This is a genomic window from Pseudomonas brassicacearum, from assembly GCF_003732265.1.
Lineage (GTDB): Bacteria > Pseudomonadota > Gammaproteobacteria > Pseudomonadales > Pseudomonadaceae > Aquipseudomonas > Aquipseudomonas brassicacearum_D.
In genome coordinates, this window is the sequence record NZ_MOBK01000011.1 from 273,946 (window position 1) to 290,620 (window position 16,675).

A 16,675-nucleotide genomic window follows, 5' to 3' on the forward strand; every position below is an offset into this window, starting at 1 on the left:
CACAGGTCTTTGAAACAATGTGAATCAGCCTTTTTCCGTCTACCGTGTAGGATTCTGCGACAGCTTGGCGTTTGGCGATCTTGGGAGTGGCACGTATGATGCTTCATAAACTTCCGCAGATTAGAAGCCTATGTCCCTGATAGTTCTACTGCTTCTGCCTTTTATCGGCAGCTGTCTGGCAGCCGTCCTGCCACACAACGCACGCAATACCGCCCCCCTGCTGGCCGGCCTGATCGCACTGATCGGCACGGTCCAGGTCGCGCTCTTGTACCCGCAAATCGCCCATGGCGGCGTGATCCGCGAAGAATTCTTCTGGCTGCCCAGCCTCGGCCTGAACTTCGTCCTGCGCCTGGACGGCTTCGCCTGGTTGTTCTCGATGCTGGTGCTGGGCATCGGCACCCTCGTCTCGCTTTACGCGCGCTACTACATGTCGCCGGACGATCCGGTACCGCGGTTTTTCGCGTTTTTCCTGGCGTTCATGGGCGCCATGCTCGGGCTGGTGATTTCCGGCAACCTGATCCAGATCGTGTTTTTCTGGGAGCTGACCAGCCTCTTCTCGTTCCTGCTGATCGGTTACTGGCACCACCGCAGCGATGCACGACGCGGCGCCTACATGGCGCTGATGGTCACCGGCGCGGGCGGTTTGTGCCTGCTGGCGGGGGTCATGCTCCTCGGCCATGTGGTCGGCAGCTATGACCTGGACAAGGTCCTGGCCGCCGGCGAGCTGATTCGCGCACATGCCCTCTACCCTATTCTGTTACCCCTGATCCTGATCGGCGCCTTGAGCAAAAGCGCGCAATTCCCCTTCCACTTCTGGCTGCCCCATGCGATGGCGGCGCCGACACCGGTTTCGGCCTATCTGCACTCGGCGACCATGGTCAAGGCCGGGGTGTTTCTGCTGGCACGGCTGTGGCCGTCGCTGTCCGGCAGCGAAGAATGGTTCTACATCGTCAGCGGCGCCGGCGCCTGCACCCTGTTGCTGGGCGCGTACTGCGCGATGTTCCAGAACGACCTCAAAGGGTTGCTGGCCTACTCGACCATCAGCCACCTGGGCCTGATTACCCTGCTGCTGGGCTTGAACAGCCCACTGGCGGCGGTGGCCGCGGTGTTCCACATTCTCAACCACGCGACCTTCAAGGCCTCGCTGTTCATGGCCGCCGGGATCATCGACCACGAAAGCGGCACCCGCGACATTCGCAAGCTCAGCGGTTTGATCAAGCTGATCCCGTTCACCGCCACCCTGGCCATGGTCGCCAGCGCCTCGATGGCCGGTGTGCCACTGCTCAACGGTTTCCTCTCGAAAGAAATGTTCTTCGCCGAAACCGTGTTCATCAATGCGACGGCCTGGGTCGAGTGGAGCCTGCCCATCGTCGCGACCATCGCCGGCACCTTCAGCGTCGCCTATTCGCTGCGTTTCACCGTCGACGTGTTCTTCGGCCCGACCGCCACCGACCTGCCGCACACCCCGCACGAACCGCCACGCTGGATGCGTGCGCCGGTGGAGTTGCTGGTGTTCACCTGCCTGGTCGTGGGGATGTTCCCGGCGCAAGTGGTCGGTTCGATCCTGGCCGCCGCAGCCCTGCCAGTGGTCGGCGGAACCCTGCCGGAATACAGCCTGGCGATCTGGCACGGCTTGAACGCACCGATGATCATGAGCCTGATCGCCATGTCTGGCGGCATCGTGCTCTATCTGCTGCTGCGCAATCAGCTCAAGCGCGGGCGCTTCAAGTACCCGCCAGTGATTGGCCGGTTCAACGGCAAGCGTCTGTTCGAGCGCGGCCTGGTGATCATGATGCGCCTGGCCCGTCGCCTGGTGCGTCGGATCAGCACCAACCGCCTGCAAACCCAATTGTTCCTGGTGGTGCTCGCCGCCGTGCTGGCCGGGTTGATCCCGATGCTTCACAGCAGCCTGAGCTGGGGCGACCGGCCGAAAATCCCCGGTTCGATCGTGTTCGTGACCCTGTGGTTGCTGGCGATTGTCTGCGCCCTTGGCGCGGCGTGGCAGGCCAAGTACCACCGGCTCGCGGCCCTGACCATGGTCAGCGTCTGCGGCTTGATGACCTGCGTAACTTTCGTCTGGTTCTCCGCGCCGGACCTGGCGTTGACGCAACTGGCGGTCGAAGTGGTGACCACGGTGCTGATCCTGCTGGGCCTGCGCTGGCTGCCTCGGCGGATCGAAGAAGTCTCGCCACTGCCGAGTACCCTGCGCAAGGCGCGCATCCGCCGTATCCGCGACTTGCTGTTATCGACCGTGGTCGGTGGCGGCATGGCCCTGCTGGCCTACGCGATGCTGACGCGCCAGACGCCCAACGACATTTCCTCGTTCTACCTCAGTCGCGCCCTGCCCGAAGGCGGCGGCAGCAACGTGGTCAACGTGATGCTGGTGGACTTCCGTGGCTTCGACACCCTGGGTGAAATCACCGTGCTGGTGGCCGTGGCCCTGACCGTGTTCGCCCTGCTGCGACGCTTCCGCCCGCCGAAAGAAAGCCTGCAGCTGCCGGCGCAGCAACGCCTGTTGGCACCGGACGTGGTCACCGATCTGGTCAACCCGCGCCACGCCAGCGACACCGCACTGGGCTTCATGATGGTCCCGGCGGTGCTGGTGCGTCTGCTGCTGCCGATTGCGCTGGTGGTGTCGTTCTACCTGTTCATGCGCGGACACAATCAACCGGGCGGCGGTTTTGTCGCCGGGCTGGTGATGTCGGTGGCGTTCATCCTGCAATACATGGTCGCCGGCACGCAGTGGGTCGAGGCGCAAATGAGCCTGCGACCGCTGCGCTGGATGGGCACCGGGTTGCTGTTCGCCACGGTCACCGGGCTCGGGGCCATGGCGGTCGGTTATCCGTTCCTGACTACTCACACCTGGCATTTTTCACTGCCGCTGCTGGGCGACATTCACATCGCCAGCGCGCTGTTTTTCGACATCGGCGTGTATGCCGTGGTGGTCGGTTCGACGCTGTTGATCCTCACCGCCCTCGCCCACCAATCGGTCCGCGGCCACAAAACCGCAGCCCAGCCCAAACCCGTCGCCACGCAAGGAGCCGTCTGATGGAAGAAGTCATCGCAATCGCCATCGGCGTACTCGCGGCCTCGGGTGTCTGGCTGATCCTGCGGCCACGGACCTTTCAGGTGGTGATGGGCCTGTGCCTGCTGTCCTATGGCGTCAACCTGTTCATCTTCAGCATGGGCAGCCTGTTCATCGGCCGCGAGCCGATCATCAAGGACGGCGTGCCGCAGGACCTATTGCACTACACCGATCCCCTGCCGCAAGCGCTGGTGCTCACCGCCATTGTGATCAGCTTCGCCATGACCGCGTTGTTTCTGGTGGTGCTGCTCGCCTCCCGGGGCTTGACCGGGACCGACCATGTGGATGGCCGGGAGCCTAAAGAATGAATGCGATGACGCACCTGATTGCCGCACCGATTCTGCTACCGCTGCTGACCGCCGCCATCATGTTGATGCTCGGCGAGAAACACCGTCCGCTGAAGGCCAAGATCAACCTGTTCTCCAGCCTGCTCGGCCTGGGGATTTCCGTATTGCTGCTGCAATGGACACAAACCACTGGCGTGCCGGGCTCCATCGGCGTGTACCTGCCGGGCAACTGGCAAGTGCCGTTCGGTCTCGTGCTGGTGGTCGATCGCCTGTCGGCATTAATGCTGGTGCTAACCGGGATCATCGGCGTCAGCGCCTTGCTGTTCGCCATGGCCCGTTGGGACGGCGCCGGTTCAAGCTTCCACGCGCTGTTCCAGATTCAATTGATGGGGCTGTATGGCGCGTTCCTGACCGCCGACCTGTTCAATCTGTTCGTGTTTTTCGAAGTGCTGCTGGCGGCGTCCTACGGCTTGATGCTGCATGGCTCAGGCCGGCCGCGAGTGTCGGCGGGGCTGCATTACATTTCGATCAACCTGTTGGCCTCGTCGCTGTTCCTGATTGGCGCGGCGCTGATTTACGGCGTCACCGGCACCCTGAACATGGCCGACCTGGCGCTGAAAATCCCGCTGGTGCCGGAAGCCGATCGCGGCTTGCTGCATGCCGGCGCGGGGATTCTCGCCGTAGCGTTTCTGGCCAAGGCCGGGATGTGGCCGCTGAACTTCTGGCTGGTGCCGGCCTACTCCTCGGCCAGCGCACCGGTGGCGGCGATGTTCGCGATCATGACCAAGGTCGGTGTCTACACCTTGCTGCGCTTGTGGACGCTGCTGTTCTCCGGTCAGGCCGGGGCGTCCGCCTACTTTGGCGGCGACTGGCTGATCTACGGCGGCATGGCGACGATTGTCTGCGCGGCATTGGCGATTCTGGCGGCGCAACGCCTGGAAAGGATGGCCAGCCTGAGCATCCTGGTGTCGGCCGGGATTCTGCTGTCCGCCATTGGATTCGCCCAGCCGAACCTGATCGCGGCGGCGCTGTTTTATCTGGTCAGCTCGACCCTGGCGTTGAGTGCGTTGTTCCTGCTGGCCGAGTTGATCGAGCGCTCGCGTTCGGTCAACGAACTGCCGCTGTTCGACGACGCCGACCTGATTGCGCGACCGGCACCGGCCGCACAACCGCTCAAAGGCATCAACCTCGATGACGATCAGAAAGCCGTGGTCGGCCAGGTAATTCCCTGGACCATGGCCTTTCTCGGCCTGAGCTTCATTGCCTGCGCGCTGCTGATCATCGGCATGCCGCCGCTCTCCGGGTTCATCGGCAAACTCAGCCTGCTCAACGCCCTGCTCAACCCGTTGGGCCTGGGCAATGGCGTCGGCGAGCCGGTATCGAATGCGGCGTGGGGATTGCTGGCGTTGTTGATTCTGTCGGGGCTCGCCTCGCTGATCGCGTTCTCGCGCCTGGGCATCCAGCGCTTCTGGACCCCGCAAGAGCGCCCGTCACCGCTGCTGCGCCGCTTTGAATGCGTGCCGATCATCGTCCTGCTGGGGCTAAGCATTGCACTCACCTTCAAGGCTGAACCGCTGCTGCGCTACACCCAAGCGGCCGCTGACGCCTTGAACAACCCGCAGCAATATGTGATGGCCGTGCTCGGCACCCGCGCGGTGCCAAGCCCGGAAGCCAAGGCGGCGATGGCGGAGGTACAACCATGAAGCGCTTGTTCCCTGCTCCCTGGCTGTCCTTGGCCCTCTTGCTGTTATGGCTGGTGCTGAACCAGTCGATCAGTCCTGGCAACCTGTTACTCGGTGTGCTGTTGGGCTTCTGTGCGCCGTTGATGATGCGTCGGTTGCGACCGCTGCCCATTAGAATTCGTCGTCCGGGAGTGATCCTTCACTTGCTGCTGGTGGTCGGCCGCGACGTGGTGGTGTCCAACCTCGCCGTGGCCTGGGGCGTGCTGAACGCCGGTCGCCGTCCGCCCCGCTCACGCTTCATCAAGGTGCCGCTGGACTTGCGCGACGCCAACGGCCTCGCCGCGCTGTCGGCGATCTGCACCGTGGTGCCTGGCACCGTCTGGTCGGAGCTGGCGCTGGACCGCAGCATCCTGTTGCTGCATGTGTTCGATCTGGATGACGAAGCGCTGTTCATCCAGCACTTCAAGGCGACCTATGAGCGCCCCTTGATGGAGATCTTCGAATGAGCGCATTGCTGTCGAACGCCATCCTGGCGAGCCTGTTCCTGTTTTCCGTGGCGATGATCCTGACGCTGCTGCGCCTGTTCAAAGGGCCATCGGCGCAGGACCGGGTACTGGCGCTGGATTATCTGTACATCATCGCGATGCTGATGATGCTGACGCTCGGCATTCGTTATGCCAGTGACACCTATTTCGAGGCGGCGCTGTTGATCGCCCTGTTCGGCTTCGTCGGCTCGTTTGCCCTGGCGAAATTCCTGCTGCGTGGCGAGGTGATCGAATGACTGGCGAACTGTCGCTGTGGGTTGAGATTCCGGTGGCGATTCTGCTGCTGCTCAGCAGTCTGTTTGCGCTGATCGGCGCCATTGGCCTGGTGCGGATGAAAGATTACTTCCAGCGCATGCACCCGCCGGCGCTGGCGTCGACCTTGGGCGCATGGTGCGTGGCATTGGCGTCGATCATTTACTTTTCTGCGCTTAAATCGGGGCCCGTGCTGCATGCGTGGCTGATCCCGATTCTGTTGGCGATTACCGTGCCGGTGACGACGTTGCTGCTGGCTCGGGCAGCGTTGTTTCGTAAGCGGATGGCTGGGGATGATGTGCCGGCTGAGGTGAGTAGTCGGCGGAGTGAGAGTGGGAGTTAAGTCCGGAAATTTTCGTTGACTGGACTGGCCTCTTCGCGAGCAGGCTCGCTCCCACAGTAGATCTTCAGCGGACACAAAATTTGTGGATCATCCAGATCCTGTGGGAGCGAGCCTGCTCGCGAAAGCGATTTCAGCAACAACTCAAATCCAGGCAACCGCCAGCAACCCCGCCCCCAACACCACACACAACGGCGAATACACCCAGGTGTCGAGCCGGGCAAACTTCGAATCTTTCACCTCTTTGAAAAACCCCACCAGGTTCGAATCGCCAATCGCCCGGGCGAACATCAGTATCGCAATGCCACTGATCACCCATTGCAGCCACCCGCCCTGCACCGCCGGCAAACACAGCCCGACCCGCAGGCACACCAGCATCGCAATCAGCAGCAACCCCACCGCCACCAGCAACGTCACCAACCCCGACGGCTTGAAGGCTGGCCTTGATTGCGCGCCGCCCTCCCCGGGCAATCGCGGTACCGCCGCCTCGCTGCCCAACTTGCCACCCGACGCCCAATACACGTGGACCAGGCTGATCATCAGAAAGATTGAAGACATCCATTGTGCAACCAACAGGTTCATATTCAGTTATCCATCCAGTGAGAGCACACGTGCTCCGGGCGGCGATAGCGAATGCAGTTGAGTGGAGCACCTGTTTACTTCAGGTCGGCGGAGACCTTATCAGCCACCTCCTTGGGTAGCCATGCCTTCCAGACGTCCGGGTGCGCCTTCATGAACGCTTCCGCGGCCTGGCGGGGCGGGGTGTGTTTTTCGCTCATCTCGGCCAGGGCCTTGTTCAATGGATCGATGGGCAAATCGACCTTGCTGAAGAACTCGGTGATCTGCGGGTACTGCTTTTGAAACGGCGTAGACACACCGATGGACAGCTTCGAGGCCAGTGAACGGGTCGGCTTGGGATTGGGATTGTCGGCGTCGGTCAGGGTTTTCCAGGCTTGCGCGTCGAAGGGTGGTTCCTCCAGCTGGATCAGCTTGAAGCGGCCGAGCAAGGGCGTCGGTGACCAGTAATAGAACAGCACCGGTTTACCGCGATGAATTGAAGAAGTGATTTCCGCGTCCAGCGCCGCTCCGGAACCGCTGCGAAAATTCACGTAGCTGTCGTTCAGGCCATACGCGGTGAGCTTCTGCTTGTTCACCACCTCTGAGGTCCAACCGATCGGGCTGTTGAGGAAGCGGCCCTTGCCAGGGCTTTCCGGGTCGCTGAACACGTCTTTGTACTTGGGCAGGTCGCTGACACTGCGCAGCTCCGGTGCCAGTGGCTTGATGCCTTTGGCCGGGTCGCCCTTGATTACGTATTCCGGAACCCACCAGCCTTCGGTCGCGCCCTTGACCGTATCGCCCAGGCTGGCGACCTTGCCTTCGGCCTCCGCCTTGACCCAGACGGGACTGCGGCCGGCCCACTCTTCGCCAATGACTTGAATGTCATTGTTGGCCAGGGCGGTCTCCAGGGTGATGGTGGTGCCCGGCAAGGTATCCGTCGGTAGCCCGTAACCCTTCTCGACAATGATCCGCAGGATATCGGTGATCAGGCTGCCGCTTTCCCAATTCAGGTCGGCGAAGTGGATGGGTGCCTGGGCGGCGAATACCGGAACGGTTGATGTCAACAACCCGAAACTGGCCACGGACGCAGCCAGTAACCGTCGAAATCCTTTCATGCTTTTGCACCTCGTGCTGTTCACAGCAATAGCAGGATGGCCTGATGAAAGACCGCGAGCCTCAAAATATTCAGTCAATTGACTGTAGTAGAGGATCCTGATTTCGAGGGGCGGGAATTAATTTTCGGAAGATTCCTGCAAGAGGGATAGCTCTCTTCTGACCATGCTGGCGTACGCCGCCGGGCGCAGCGTATAGATCTGTGACGCCACCCAATTCAGCCAGGCTCCCTGCAGAACAGCCTTCTGCTCGAACAACCGAAGGGCTTCAGTGCATGCACTGGCCTGGTTCTGTTCGTGGAAATCGGCGCGGGTCAGGGTCATTACTCGCTGGCCTTGAAGGTCACCAGCTCGCCCTTGCGCCACTTGGCGGCTTTGGCGGTCACGGCTTTCAGGGTTTTGGTCAGGCCTTCCTGCAATTGTTGATGGGCGGCGAACACCATCACCACGCTATGACCTTCCTTGAACACGATCGCCTGACCATCGGCGGTGGTGACAAACGCGTAATCGCCCAACCCATACACCGTCAGTTTGATTTCGCGGAACTTGATGTCCAGCTTGCCGCCTTCGCGACTGGGCAGGACCGAGGCGCTGAAATGATCGCCAACCTTGAGTTTTAGCCCTGGCTTGTCATCCACCACCAGTGCTTCTTCGGTGTCGATCTCGGCAATGTAAATGCCTTCGGCGTTCTGTTCGGTGACGTAGACAAAACGAGATTGAAACTGTTTAACCAACTTTGCGCGCAAATCACCCAGCACGAACAAAGCATGCATATCGAGATTACTTACTGCCAAGGAAACATCCCCACATCTGAAATGGATGCCGCGCGCAGGAAAAACGCGCAGCAGAAAAAAGCGGCCATGCCGAGGGTCTAGCAAAAAAACCGGGTTGAAATCCTGATCCGGGCAGAGGGCTCATGCATCGCGAGGTCCGTGAGCGTACTGGAATAACACTCGCGCCGTCTTCCCTCAACGTCGTCAGATGTTGAAGGAAAACGCCCTTCTTACTGCCAGAAGAAACAGGACTACCAACTTTAAGGAAAAAACCCTACAAGAAAAGCACTTTTCCGACATATCGCCCGCAAAAAATTGCTTTAGATGGACACCCTTGATGGCGATTCTAGAGCAGCGATGCTGACAGAGACCAGCCAAAACGGCGTACATACGTCGGCAAAACAATGAAAAGGACTTCATATGTGCACAATGACTCACTTTGCAACCGCCCAGTCGCCTTACACGCACAACACCTTGTCGCTGTCGCAGAGGTTGTTCGATCAACCTCCCTTACACCCTGACAGCCCTTCCCGGCCAAGGTTTCAGGTGGTCCTGGCCGGTAACGCGTTTTTCCATATCAAGGAAACCTCCACAGGACGCGTCAGAGGTTTCCGCGGTGACCACAACCAGGCCTGTGTGCTTGCCCGCGCACTTGAGTCTCGCGAATAAAGCCTCCCTTGAGTTCATTCCAATAGACGTTTCGTCATACCGTCGAGTTAACTCAGCCGTCGGCGGGCAACTACTGCCATACTGCCCGCCCCATGAAACCCGTTCCCACGTCGGACGGCACTCAAAACAACAAAACATTTCCAAGGGAAGACTGCTACGTGACGGAATTTGATATCGGCGAATTTATTATCCGGGGCGAAGCCAGAGAGATCGACGGCGAATTCCAGGCAGTGATAGTCATGCGCGCCAAACCAAAGTTGACCACGGTGACGTATCACCAGGTCGAGAAAGATCGCTGGTTCAAAACGGCAGATGTCGCCGCCGTCGCCGCTCAGGAAGCGGCCAAAGAACTGAAAGCTGCCGTCGATGCAGGGGCATTGAAAGCCTGATCAGCGAATTTGCCGTCTATGCTCACTCCTGCTTTTGAACATCCATCGAACTCCTGAAGCGCGGCCTCCTCAGATGCAATGAAGCCGCCCTTCAGATCTCGCATTCGACGCGACCCACCAGGAGATGAACATGGATTCACCTACACATGACTTGAAAGGTTTGTTCGACCAACTTGGCCTGGACTCCAGCCAAAAGGGTATCGACGATTTCATCGCCAGCCATTCACCATTGCCCGACGACAAGAAAATGATCGACGCCGAGTTCTGGACCCCGCAACAAGCCGGCTTCCTCAAAGAACAACTGCGTGAAGACGCCGATTGGGCGCGAGTGGTCGACGACCTGAACCTGCGTCTGCATCAGGTTCACTAGCCCGCGTACTCAGTGCAGGCTGTCCGGTGACTCGGCGCTCAATTGCGCCAGCCAGGCAGCCCTGCACTCTTCAGCTTCATCGCGACTGGAAAACGCCGTCCCCCGGCGCTCACCGTTTAGCAGTACCACCCAACAAACGCTCTGCCCCATCGCGCGCAAACAGGCCGGCACCCCGCTGCCAATCATCACCGCGACATCCACTTTGCTTTGCATGCTGGCCTCTCGAATTTCATTAGCAACCTAACTATGTAGGCATATTAATGAGTTCATCCGCGAGGAAACAGCAACGAGGCTGCACAGCTTCGTTGCCGGAATCGTAACAATGGCCAGCGGCTAGCGTGGCCCCTGTGGCTTGTATCCCAGGCGCAAACCGCCCCAATGCCGGCCCTTGACGAGGATTGGCACGGAGAGGTCGTGCATCAGTTCGCCGGTGTCACGGGTATAGGTCTGTAACAACACCGGCTGTTGATGGCTGCCGCAGCGGATGCCGGTGCGATCGGCGAATTTGCGCTTGGTGCGGTTTTGCAGGGTATCGACCTTCGCGTCGCCCGTCAGAGGTTGGCTGAAAACGATGTTATGGGTCGGCACGTAACCCTGTTGCGTGCAGGCGATGGCAAACACCAGCCCTTCGTGACGCGGCAACAACGGCTCCTGAATCGTCGGCAGGACCTGATCGGTGTAGCGGTCGAAGCGGGTCTGGAACTTGGCCGGGCTGGTATTGGGGATCGTCTGATAGTTGCGGTCAAACAAATCATCGAGACTGACGCGCCCCTGATCGATATCCGCTTCGAAACGCGCGGCAATCTGGCTCGCGCCCTCACGGGCCAGGTCATAAATTCGCTGGTGATAGTCATCCAGCCCGACTTCGGCCAGGCGTTCGCTAATGGATTCGGCCTGCCCTTCCATTTGCACGGCGGCCTGGGCCAGACGCTGGGTCTGCTGGTCGCTGATTGCCAGATCGCTGCGCATCTGTTCGATGGCATGAAACAGGCTGTCGAGTTGTTCGCGATTGGTGTCGGCGCCACGGGCGATTTCCCCGACCTGATGCTCGACACCCGCCGCCAGGCGCGCAATATTTTCCAGGTGCTGACCGGTGTGCTCGACTTGTTCGACACCGGTATCGAGGTCGCTGGACAGCTGGCGAATCTGCTCGACGACCTGGGCAGTGCGTTGCTGGATATCGGCGACCATCTCGCCGACTTCGCCGGTCGCCGTCGCGGTGCGCGCCGCCAGCCCTCGCACTTCATCGGCCACCACCGCGAAGCCGCGCCCGTGCTCCCCGGCCCGCGCCGCTTCGATAGCGGCGTTCAACGCCAGCAGGTTGGTCTGGCTGGCGATGGACTGGATCACCAGCGTCACCCGCTGGATATCGTCACTGCGCAGGCTCAGGGCCTCGATCAGCTCACGACTGTTGCTGGCGCGCTCGCTGAGTTGATGCATGCGGGCGATGGACTCGATCAACTCCTTGCGCCCGGCGGCGCCGCTCTGATGCGCTTCACTGGCGGCGCCGAGCGCTTCGCGACTGAGTTTGGACGTGACTTCTTCGGTCGCGATCATCGCCTCGGCATTGCGGACAATTTGCGCCGCCGCGCTGAGTTGCGATTGCAGCTTGTCCGCCAGTTGCTTGACCGAAAAGGCCACGCCAGCCGCAGACAGTGCGTTATGACTGGTGGTGTAGGAAAGATCGCGGGTCAACGTGGTGATGGCGCTGGCGTTTTCCGCCGGCGAATCTTGAGGCGCAGCCCGGGAGCGCAGACGCGGCAACCAGATAATCAGCACCGCCAACGGCAGGCCAAGGTAAAGCGGCCAACCACCCAACGCCATGCCGCACAACAACAGCATCAGGGCGATGCTTTGCAGGGTCGGCGTCAGCCAAGGGTTTTTCGGCAAAAGCACTGGCGCAGGCGCGGCCGTCGCCAGAGATCCGTCTCTCGTCATCTTCGTCACCCCACGATCTTCTAATTGTTGTCTTCGCATTAAACGCCACTACAAGGCCATTATCTATGGTCCATTAGTCGCGTGTACTGCAGCAGATCAATAGCGGCGCGTGAGGGTTTTTACAGACGAAAAAAAGCATCGCGGGCCAGCCTTGCTCCTTTGGGAGTGAGGCTCGCCCGCGATGCGGGGCGCTACGAAATCAGGCCTGACGCTGGTGCTTGTCGATCTGTTCGTGACGCTCTTGTGCTTCGATGCAGTACTTGGTGGTCGGGCTGATCAGCAGGCGTTTCAGGCCAATGGCCTCGCCGCTGTCGTCGCACCAGCCGAAGCTGTCTTCTTTGATGCGTTCCAGAGCCTGTTCCAACTGAGGCAGCATGCGCTGGTCGCGATCGATCGCGTTGACCAGCCAGGTGCGCTCTTCTTCGACCGAAGCCGCGTCTGCCGGATCGGCCGGGGTGTCCAGGCTCTCGATGGCGATGCGGTTCTGCTCGATGCGCTCATGGGTTTCGACTTTCATGTTCTGCAACAGCTCGCTGAAAAAAGCATGTTGCTCAGCATTCATGTAGTCATCCGCCGGCATGGCCAGCAACTTGTCCTTTGTCATTGATATCTCTATAAAAAAACGTGCATTAAGGCGAATTAGGGAGCGTTCCGGCGGACCTGGTGAAGGCCATCGGAAAGGCGCCGTTTATTCCAAGCGCCACCCGGCACTCAATTTACGAGGGGCGGCAGTCTAAGGCCGACTTGAGGCCCCAGCAACTGAAAAGTCAGCGAATTTGTCCGACAAGGTACGCAAAGTGCTCTACGGCGACCGTTGCGGCGGTTATCGGAGTGCGTTTATAGCAAGAAATTCAATCGAGCGGCTGTATATAGAAGACAAACGGCCGCACAAGCCCTCCCTTTGCTTGCAGGACGCGAATCCTCAGCTAAGGTTGACCGTCCCGAAATGGTCCTCTGCAGGAGTGTATTAATGAAGCTGATCGGCATGCTGGATTCGCCATACGTACGGCGCGTGGCCATTTGCGCCCAACACCTGGGCATCGACCTGGAGCATCAATCGGTTTCAGTGTTTCGGCACTTCGAGCAATTTCAACAGATCAACCCGGTGGTCAAGGCGCCAACCCTGGTGCTGGACGACGGCGACGTGTTGATGGATTCAACCCTGATCATCGACTACCTCGAAGCCCTCGCCGGCCCCGGCAAAAGCCTGATGCCCGGCGACATCAAGCAACGGCTGCGCGCCTTGCGGGTGATCGGCCTGGCGTTGGCGGCGTGCGAGAAATCAGTGCAGCTTTATTACGAACGCAACCTGCGTCCCGCCGAGATTCAATTCCAGCCATGGATGGAACGGGTCGAAGGCCAATTGGCCGCCGCTTATTCATCACTTGAACGTGAACTGGAAAAACAGCCGTTAGCGAATGGTGCCTTGATCGCGCAGGACGGGATTACCGTGGCGGTCGCCTGGAGCTTCACCAACCTGGTGATTCCGGATCAGGTCGATGCCGAGCGCTTCCCGCGAATCGCCGCCTTCACCGCGCAGGCAGAAAAGCTTGAGGCGTTCATCAATACCCCGATAACCTGAGCCGCCCACCCGACCGGACTCACCCATGACCGCCGCCGAACAATCCGCCCCGGCGCTGAAGGAAATCTTCAACGCCGAGCGCCTCAAGCACATCGCAACCGAAATGACGGCGGTTTACTCCGGGTTCAATGCCAAGGCCTTCCTGAAGATGGCCAACGACGGCCTCGCCGACCTGTCGATCATGCAGCGCATGGCGCGGGTCAGCGAATGCCTGCATGCAGTGTTGCCGCTGGGGTATGACGAATCGCTTGAAGTGCTGCGCGCCCTCGCCCCTCGGTTGAACAGTGGTTTTGTCAGTATTTCGCTGCCGCATTATGTGGCGATGTATGGCGGGCATGACTTCGAGCGGTCGATGGAAGCGCTCAAGTACTTCACCGCGTTTGGCTCCGCGGAGTTTGCGGTTCGGTATTTTCTGCGCAGTGATTTGCAGCGTTCGTTGGCGCTGATGCAGGAATGGTCGCGGGATCAGAACGAGCATGTCCGGCGTCTGGCCAGTGAAGGCAGTCGACCGCGGTTGCCTTGGTCGTTCCGGCTGGAGCAGGTTCAGGCAGATCCGACGCTGGCGGCGGCAATTCTCGACAACCTTAAGGCGGATGAAAGCCTTTATGTGCGCAAGTCTGTGGCCAACCACCTCAATGACATTTCCAAGGATCATCCGGAATGGGTGCTGGACCTGATCGAGGGTTGGGCACTGGATAACAAGCACACGGCGTGGATTGCCAAGCATGCGTTGCGCAGTTTGATCAAACAGGGCAATCAGCGGGCGTTGGCGATTATTGGCGCCAGTGGCAAGGCTGAGGTCGAGATTGTCGGGGTGACGGTCGAGCCGGCGGTAATTCGGCTAGGGGAGAAAATCACCCTGTCGTTTGGTGTGAAATCCACCGTGCCCGACAGCCAACGATTGGTGATCGACTATGCGATTGATTACGTCAAAGCCAATGTCCGCACGTCGGCAAAGGTATTCAAGCTCAAGGCCTTGACGCTGCCCGGCAACGCCACCGAACTCGTCAGCCGTGGCCAGCAGATCAAGGAACTCACCACCCGCAAACACTACGTGGGCGTGCATGCCGTGCACATCCTCGTAAACGGCGAACGCCTGGCCAGCACCTCATTCGAAATCCTCCCCTGACCCGTAGCAGCTGACGAGCAACGCGAGGCTGCGTCCGGCAGCGAAGCAGTCGCCCATCAGGCAACCCGTTCCTTCAGGGATATTGCGTTTACCGGATGGCGAGGACTACGTCCTCGAACGCAGCCTCGACAAACGCCCCCTGCGTCAATGGCCTGCTGCTTCCTGCGAATATGTTTGAGGGCTTCGCGTTCAGGTCTACGCTGAAGCGATGCGGGTCGTCGATCAAGGGTGATCCACTGTTGACGCTGCGTCCCTGGAGCGCCCAATGCCGCCCATCACCACGCGCCTGATGACGCTGCTTTTTCTTTGCCTGCCCCTTGAGGTGCCAGCCCAGACCAACCCCTGCCCGGCTGGCGAGAAACAAGTGTGCCTGGACAGCTGCATCTGTCTGCCAGATGTGGGGCAATTACTTGGTCTTCCACCTAACGGCATCTATCAGATCGCCGCACCTGCCCTGGCGATGTGGCTGACACAAGCCCGCGCGGAAGCAGCCACCGCCGACACCCAGCCCATTCCACCGCACATTCGTGAACAGCTGCTGCGCTGGTACGACGCCGGCGTCCTCGATTCCGCGCGCTATAAAGTGAGCGACAACGGCCAGTTCACCGCCGCCACGGCCATGCTGCAAAACCCCGATGTCGGTGCGGTGACGCTGATCGACATCATCCTTTTTCGGGATGCTCAAACTGCAGAAGAGAACATTGCGCTCTGGGCTCATGAATTGAAGCATGTGCAGCAATTTCAGGAATGGGGGGTTGAGGGGTTTGCCCAGCGGTATACGCAGAATTTCAATGCGGTGGAGGCACCGGCTTATGCCGTGCAGGGTGAGGTCAGGCGGTGGGTGCGGGATGGGAATTTTTGAAGAGTTGCGAAGCTAACCTAATCGTTGGGAGTACGGGAAATAAATCCGCCCCTTTTTGTTTAGGCGATGGCGCAAGGCGTTGTAGCCTTCTGGGTGGTAACAGGAGGCTTCGTTTAAACAGGTTGGATTTTTGTGATTTAAGTGCCAGCGAAACTGAAGCAAATCACGCACTACCTCAGGCAAATGAAATCCCTGTGGGAGCGAGCCTGCTCGCGAAGGCGCCAGATCATTCAACATCGATGTTGACTGACACACCGCTTTCGCGAGCAGGCTCGCTCCCACAGGATTTGTGTTTTGTCTGGTGGGTATTCAGGGGGCTTCAATAGTTTGTGTACCGTCGTACTGGCCCTACCGCACCCAATTCAAGATCATCGCTGCCGCTGATTGACCGCATTGCCGGATCGACCCGGCAGCATGCGGGTCAGGGTGTTGTCGCGGACCCAATAGTGATGGAACAGCCCCGCTGCCGCGTGCAAACCGATCAGCCAGTAACCGGCACTGCCGAGCAGTTCGTGCCAATGCCTGAACTGCCGGGCCAGGTCAGGATCGACCGTCACCAGTGACAGCAGGAAGAACCCGAAATAAGGCATCGGCTTGCCGCCTGCCGAGAGCATCAGCCAAGCCAGCAGAGGCGTGGCGATCATCAATCCGTACAACGCCAAATGCATCAAGTGCGAAACGCCGGTCTGCCACAGGGGCAATGCCGGGGTGATGGGTGGACGAGGTGTGAGTCGCCCGAGCAATCGCACCCAGACCAATATGAAAATGCTCAACCCGAACAGCCCATGAAGCCCTAGAAACAGGCCCTTCAAGGCATGCCCGCGGGGGAGCATGCCTCTGAGCTCGATGCTGGTGTAGACGCCGACAAACAAGGCCAGCATCAGCCAGTGCAAGGTCATCGACAGTTTTCCATAGCGGGGTGTTGCTGAGTCTCGGGTCATAAGGGGCCTCGTCAAAGTCGTTGCCGGCTGGCGAGTCATTCGCCTGCCTGGGTCCGGCGGGGCACCGAACCGACTGGCCGCACACTGCCCGCCGAGTCTTAAGGCAGTCTGAAGACCGCTGCCCTCCACCTTTTTTCCACCTTCAGACTCTCTTAAGTATT

Annotated in this window: 20 protein-coding genes; 12 read left to right on the top strand and 8 right to left on the bottom strand. The window is 59.8% G+C overall.

Annotated features, from left to right (window positions below; all coding sequences use genetic code 11):
- Positions 1-130 precede the first annotated feature (130 nt).
- Genes BK660_RS26505 through BK660_RS26530 form a run of 6 tightly spaced genes read left to right on the top strand, consistent with a single transcriptional unit; the run spans position 131 to position 6,194 of the window.
- A complete protein-coding gene (locus BK660_RS26505; protein ID WP_123435817.1) occupies positions 131-3,049 on the top strand; it encodes a monovalent cation/H+ antiporter subunit A in 2,919 nt (972 codons plus the stop codon).
- On the top strand, positions 3,049-3,393 hold the full coding sequence (locus BK660_RS26510) for a Na+/H+ antiporter subunit C (protein ID WP_007944721.1): 345 nt from the start codon (positions 3,049-3,051) through the stop codon (positions 3,391-3,393). Before BK660_RS26505 ends, BK660_RS26510 begins: the two co-directional genes overlap by 1 nt.
- Complete coding sequence (locus BK660_RS26515; protein WP_123435818.1) at positions 3,390-5,075, top strand: monovalent cation/H+ antiporter subunit D; 1,686 nt, start codon at positions 3,390-3,392, stop codon at positions 5,073-5,075. The genes BK660_RS26510 and BK660_RS26515 overlap by 4 nt, the downstream gene beginning before the upstream one ends.
- Positions 5,072-5,560 (top strand): Na+/H+ antiporter subunit E, encoded by a 489-nt coding sequence (locus BK660_RS26520; protein WP_123435819.1) that lies wholly within the window; start codon positions 5,072-5,074, stop codon positions 5,558-5,560. Before BK660_RS26515 ends, BK660_RS26520 begins: the two co-directional genes overlap by 4 nt.
- Positions 5,557-5,835 carry a K+/H+ antiporter subunit F gene (locus tag BK660_RS26525; protein WP_027924693.1) on the top strand — a complete coding sequence of 93 codons (279 nt, stop codon included), beginning with the start codon at positions 5,557-5,559 and terminating at the stop codon, positions 5,833-5,835. Before BK660_RS26520 ends, BK660_RS26525 begins: the two co-directional genes overlap by 4 nt.
- Positions 5,832-6,194, top strand: a complete 363-nt coding sequence (locus BK660_RS26530) for a Na+/H+ antiporter subunit G (protein ID WP_123435820.1) — start codon at positions 5,832-5,834, stop codon at positions 6,192-6,194. Before BK660_RS26525 ends, BK660_RS26530 begins: the two co-directional genes overlap by 4 nt.
- Positions 6,195-6,335: 141 nt before the next feature.
- Here BK660_RS26530 and BK660_RS26535 read toward each other — a convergent pair whose 3' ends face one another.
- From BK660_RS26535 to BK660_RS26550, 4 genes are all read right to left on the bottom strand, one after another.
- The gene (locus tag BK660_RS26535) at positions 6,336-6,773 is read right to left on the bottom strand and encodes a DUF3995 domain-containing protein (protein WP_123435821.1); all 438 of its coding nucleotides are present in this window, start codon (positions 6,771-6,773) and stop codon (positions 6,336-6,338) included.
- Positions 6,774-6,847: 74 nt separating this feature from the next.
- Complete coding sequence (locus BK660_RS26540) at positions 6,848-7,864, bottom strand: ABC transporter substrate-binding protein (protein ID WP_123435822.1); 1,017 nt, start codon at positions 7,862-7,864, stop codon at positions 6,848-6,850.
- Positions 7,865-7,981: 117 nt separating this feature from the next.
- On the bottom strand, positions 7,982-8,185 hold the full coding sequence (locus BK660_RS26545; RefSeq protein ID WP_123435823.1) for a hypothetical protein: 204 nt from the start codon (positions 8,183-8,185) through the stop codon (positions 7,982-7,984).
- Complete coding sequence (locus BK660_RS26550; protein ID WP_172825907.1) at positions 8,185-8,634, bottom strand: hypothetical protein; 450 nt, start codon at positions 8,632-8,634, stop codon at positions 8,185-8,187. Before BK660_RS26550 ends, BK660_RS26545 begins: the two co-directional genes overlap by 1 nt.
- A 420-nt stretch (positions 8,635-9,054) precedes the next feature.
- Here BK660_RS26550 and BK660_RS33185 point away from each other — a divergent pair, with 420 nt between their 5' ends.
- The 3 genes from BK660_RS33185 to BK660_RS26565 all read left to right on the top strand — a co-directional run bounded on the left by BK660_RS33185 (position 9,055) and on the right by BK660_RS26565 (position 10,062).
- Positions 9,055-9,303: a hypothetical protein gene (locus BK660_RS33185; RefSeq protein ID WP_123435824.1), complete on the top strand. Its 249-nt coding sequence runs from the start codon at positions 9,055-9,057 to the stop codon at positions 9,301-9,303.
- Positions 9,304-9,461: 158 nt separating this feature from the next.
- Positions 9,462-9,692: a hypothetical protein gene (locus tag BK660_RS26560; RefSeq protein WP_123435825.1), complete on the top strand. Its 231-nt coding sequence runs from the start codon at positions 9,462-9,464 to the stop codon at positions 9,690-9,692.
- A 130-nt stretch (positions 9,693-9,822) separates the two neighbouring features.
- Entirely contained in the window at positions 9,823-10,062 is a 240-nt protein-coding gene (locus BK660_RS26565; RefSeq protein WP_123435826.1) for a DUF2789 domain-containing protein, read from the top strand.
- A 9-nt stretch (positions 10,063-10,071) separates the two neighbouring features.
- Here BK660_RS26565 and BK660_RS26570 read toward each other — a convergent pair whose 3' ends face one another.
- The 3 genes from BK660_RS26570 to BK660_RS26580 all read right to left on the bottom strand — a co-directional run bounded on the left by BK660_RS26570 (position 10,072) and on the right by BK660_RS26580 (position 12,604).
- Complete coding sequence (locus BK660_RS26570) at positions 10,072-10,275, bottom strand: hypothetical protein (protein WP_046027607.1); 204 nt, start codon at positions 10,273-10,275, stop codon at positions 10,072-10,074.
- A gap of 120 nt (positions 10,276-10,395) precedes the next feature.
- On the bottom strand, positions 10,396-12,039 hold the full coding sequence (locus BK660_RS26575) for a methyl-accepting chemotaxis protein (RefSeq protein WP_404942958.1): 1,644 nt from the start codon (positions 12,037-12,039) through the stop codon (positions 10,396-10,398).
- A gap of 160 nt (positions 12,040-12,199) precedes the next feature.
- A complete protein-coding gene (locus BK660_RS26580; protein WP_007907888.1) occupies positions 12,200-12,604 on the bottom strand; it encodes a TraR/DksA family transcriptional regulator in 405 nt (134 codons plus the stop codon).
- Positions 12,605-12,970: 366 nt separating this feature from the next.
- Here BK660_RS26580 and BK660_RS26585 point away from each other — a divergent pair, with 366 nt between their 5' ends.
- From BK660_RS26585 to BK660_RS26595, 3 genes are all read left to right on the top strand, one after another.
- Positions 12,971-13,582 (top strand): glutathione S-transferase, encoded by a 612-nt coding sequence (locus tag BK660_RS26585; protein ID WP_123435828.1) that lies wholly within the window; start codon positions 12,971-12,973, stop codon positions 13,580-13,582.
- Positions 13,583-13,607: 25 nt separating this feature from the next.
- Complete coding sequence (locus BK660_RS26590; protein WP_123435829.1) at positions 13,608-14,711, top strand: DNA alkylation repair protein; 1,104 nt, start codon at positions 13,608-13,610, stop codon at positions 14,709-14,711.
- Between the two features lie 265 nt (positions 14,712-14,976).
- Complete coding sequence (locus BK660_RS26595; protein WP_123435830.1) at positions 14,977-15,573, top strand: eCIS core domain-containing protein; 597 nt, start codon at positions 14,977-14,979, stop codon at positions 15,571-15,573.
- Positions 15,574-15,941: 368 nt separating this feature from the next.
- Here BK660_RS26595 and BK660_RS26605 read toward each other — a convergent pair whose 3' ends face one another.
- A complete protein-coding gene (locus BK660_RS26605; protein WP_123435832.1) occupies positions 15,942-16,514 on the bottom strand; it encodes a cytochrome b in 573 nt (190 codons plus the stop codon).
- Between the last annotated feature and the right edge of the window lie 161 nt (positions 16,515-16,675).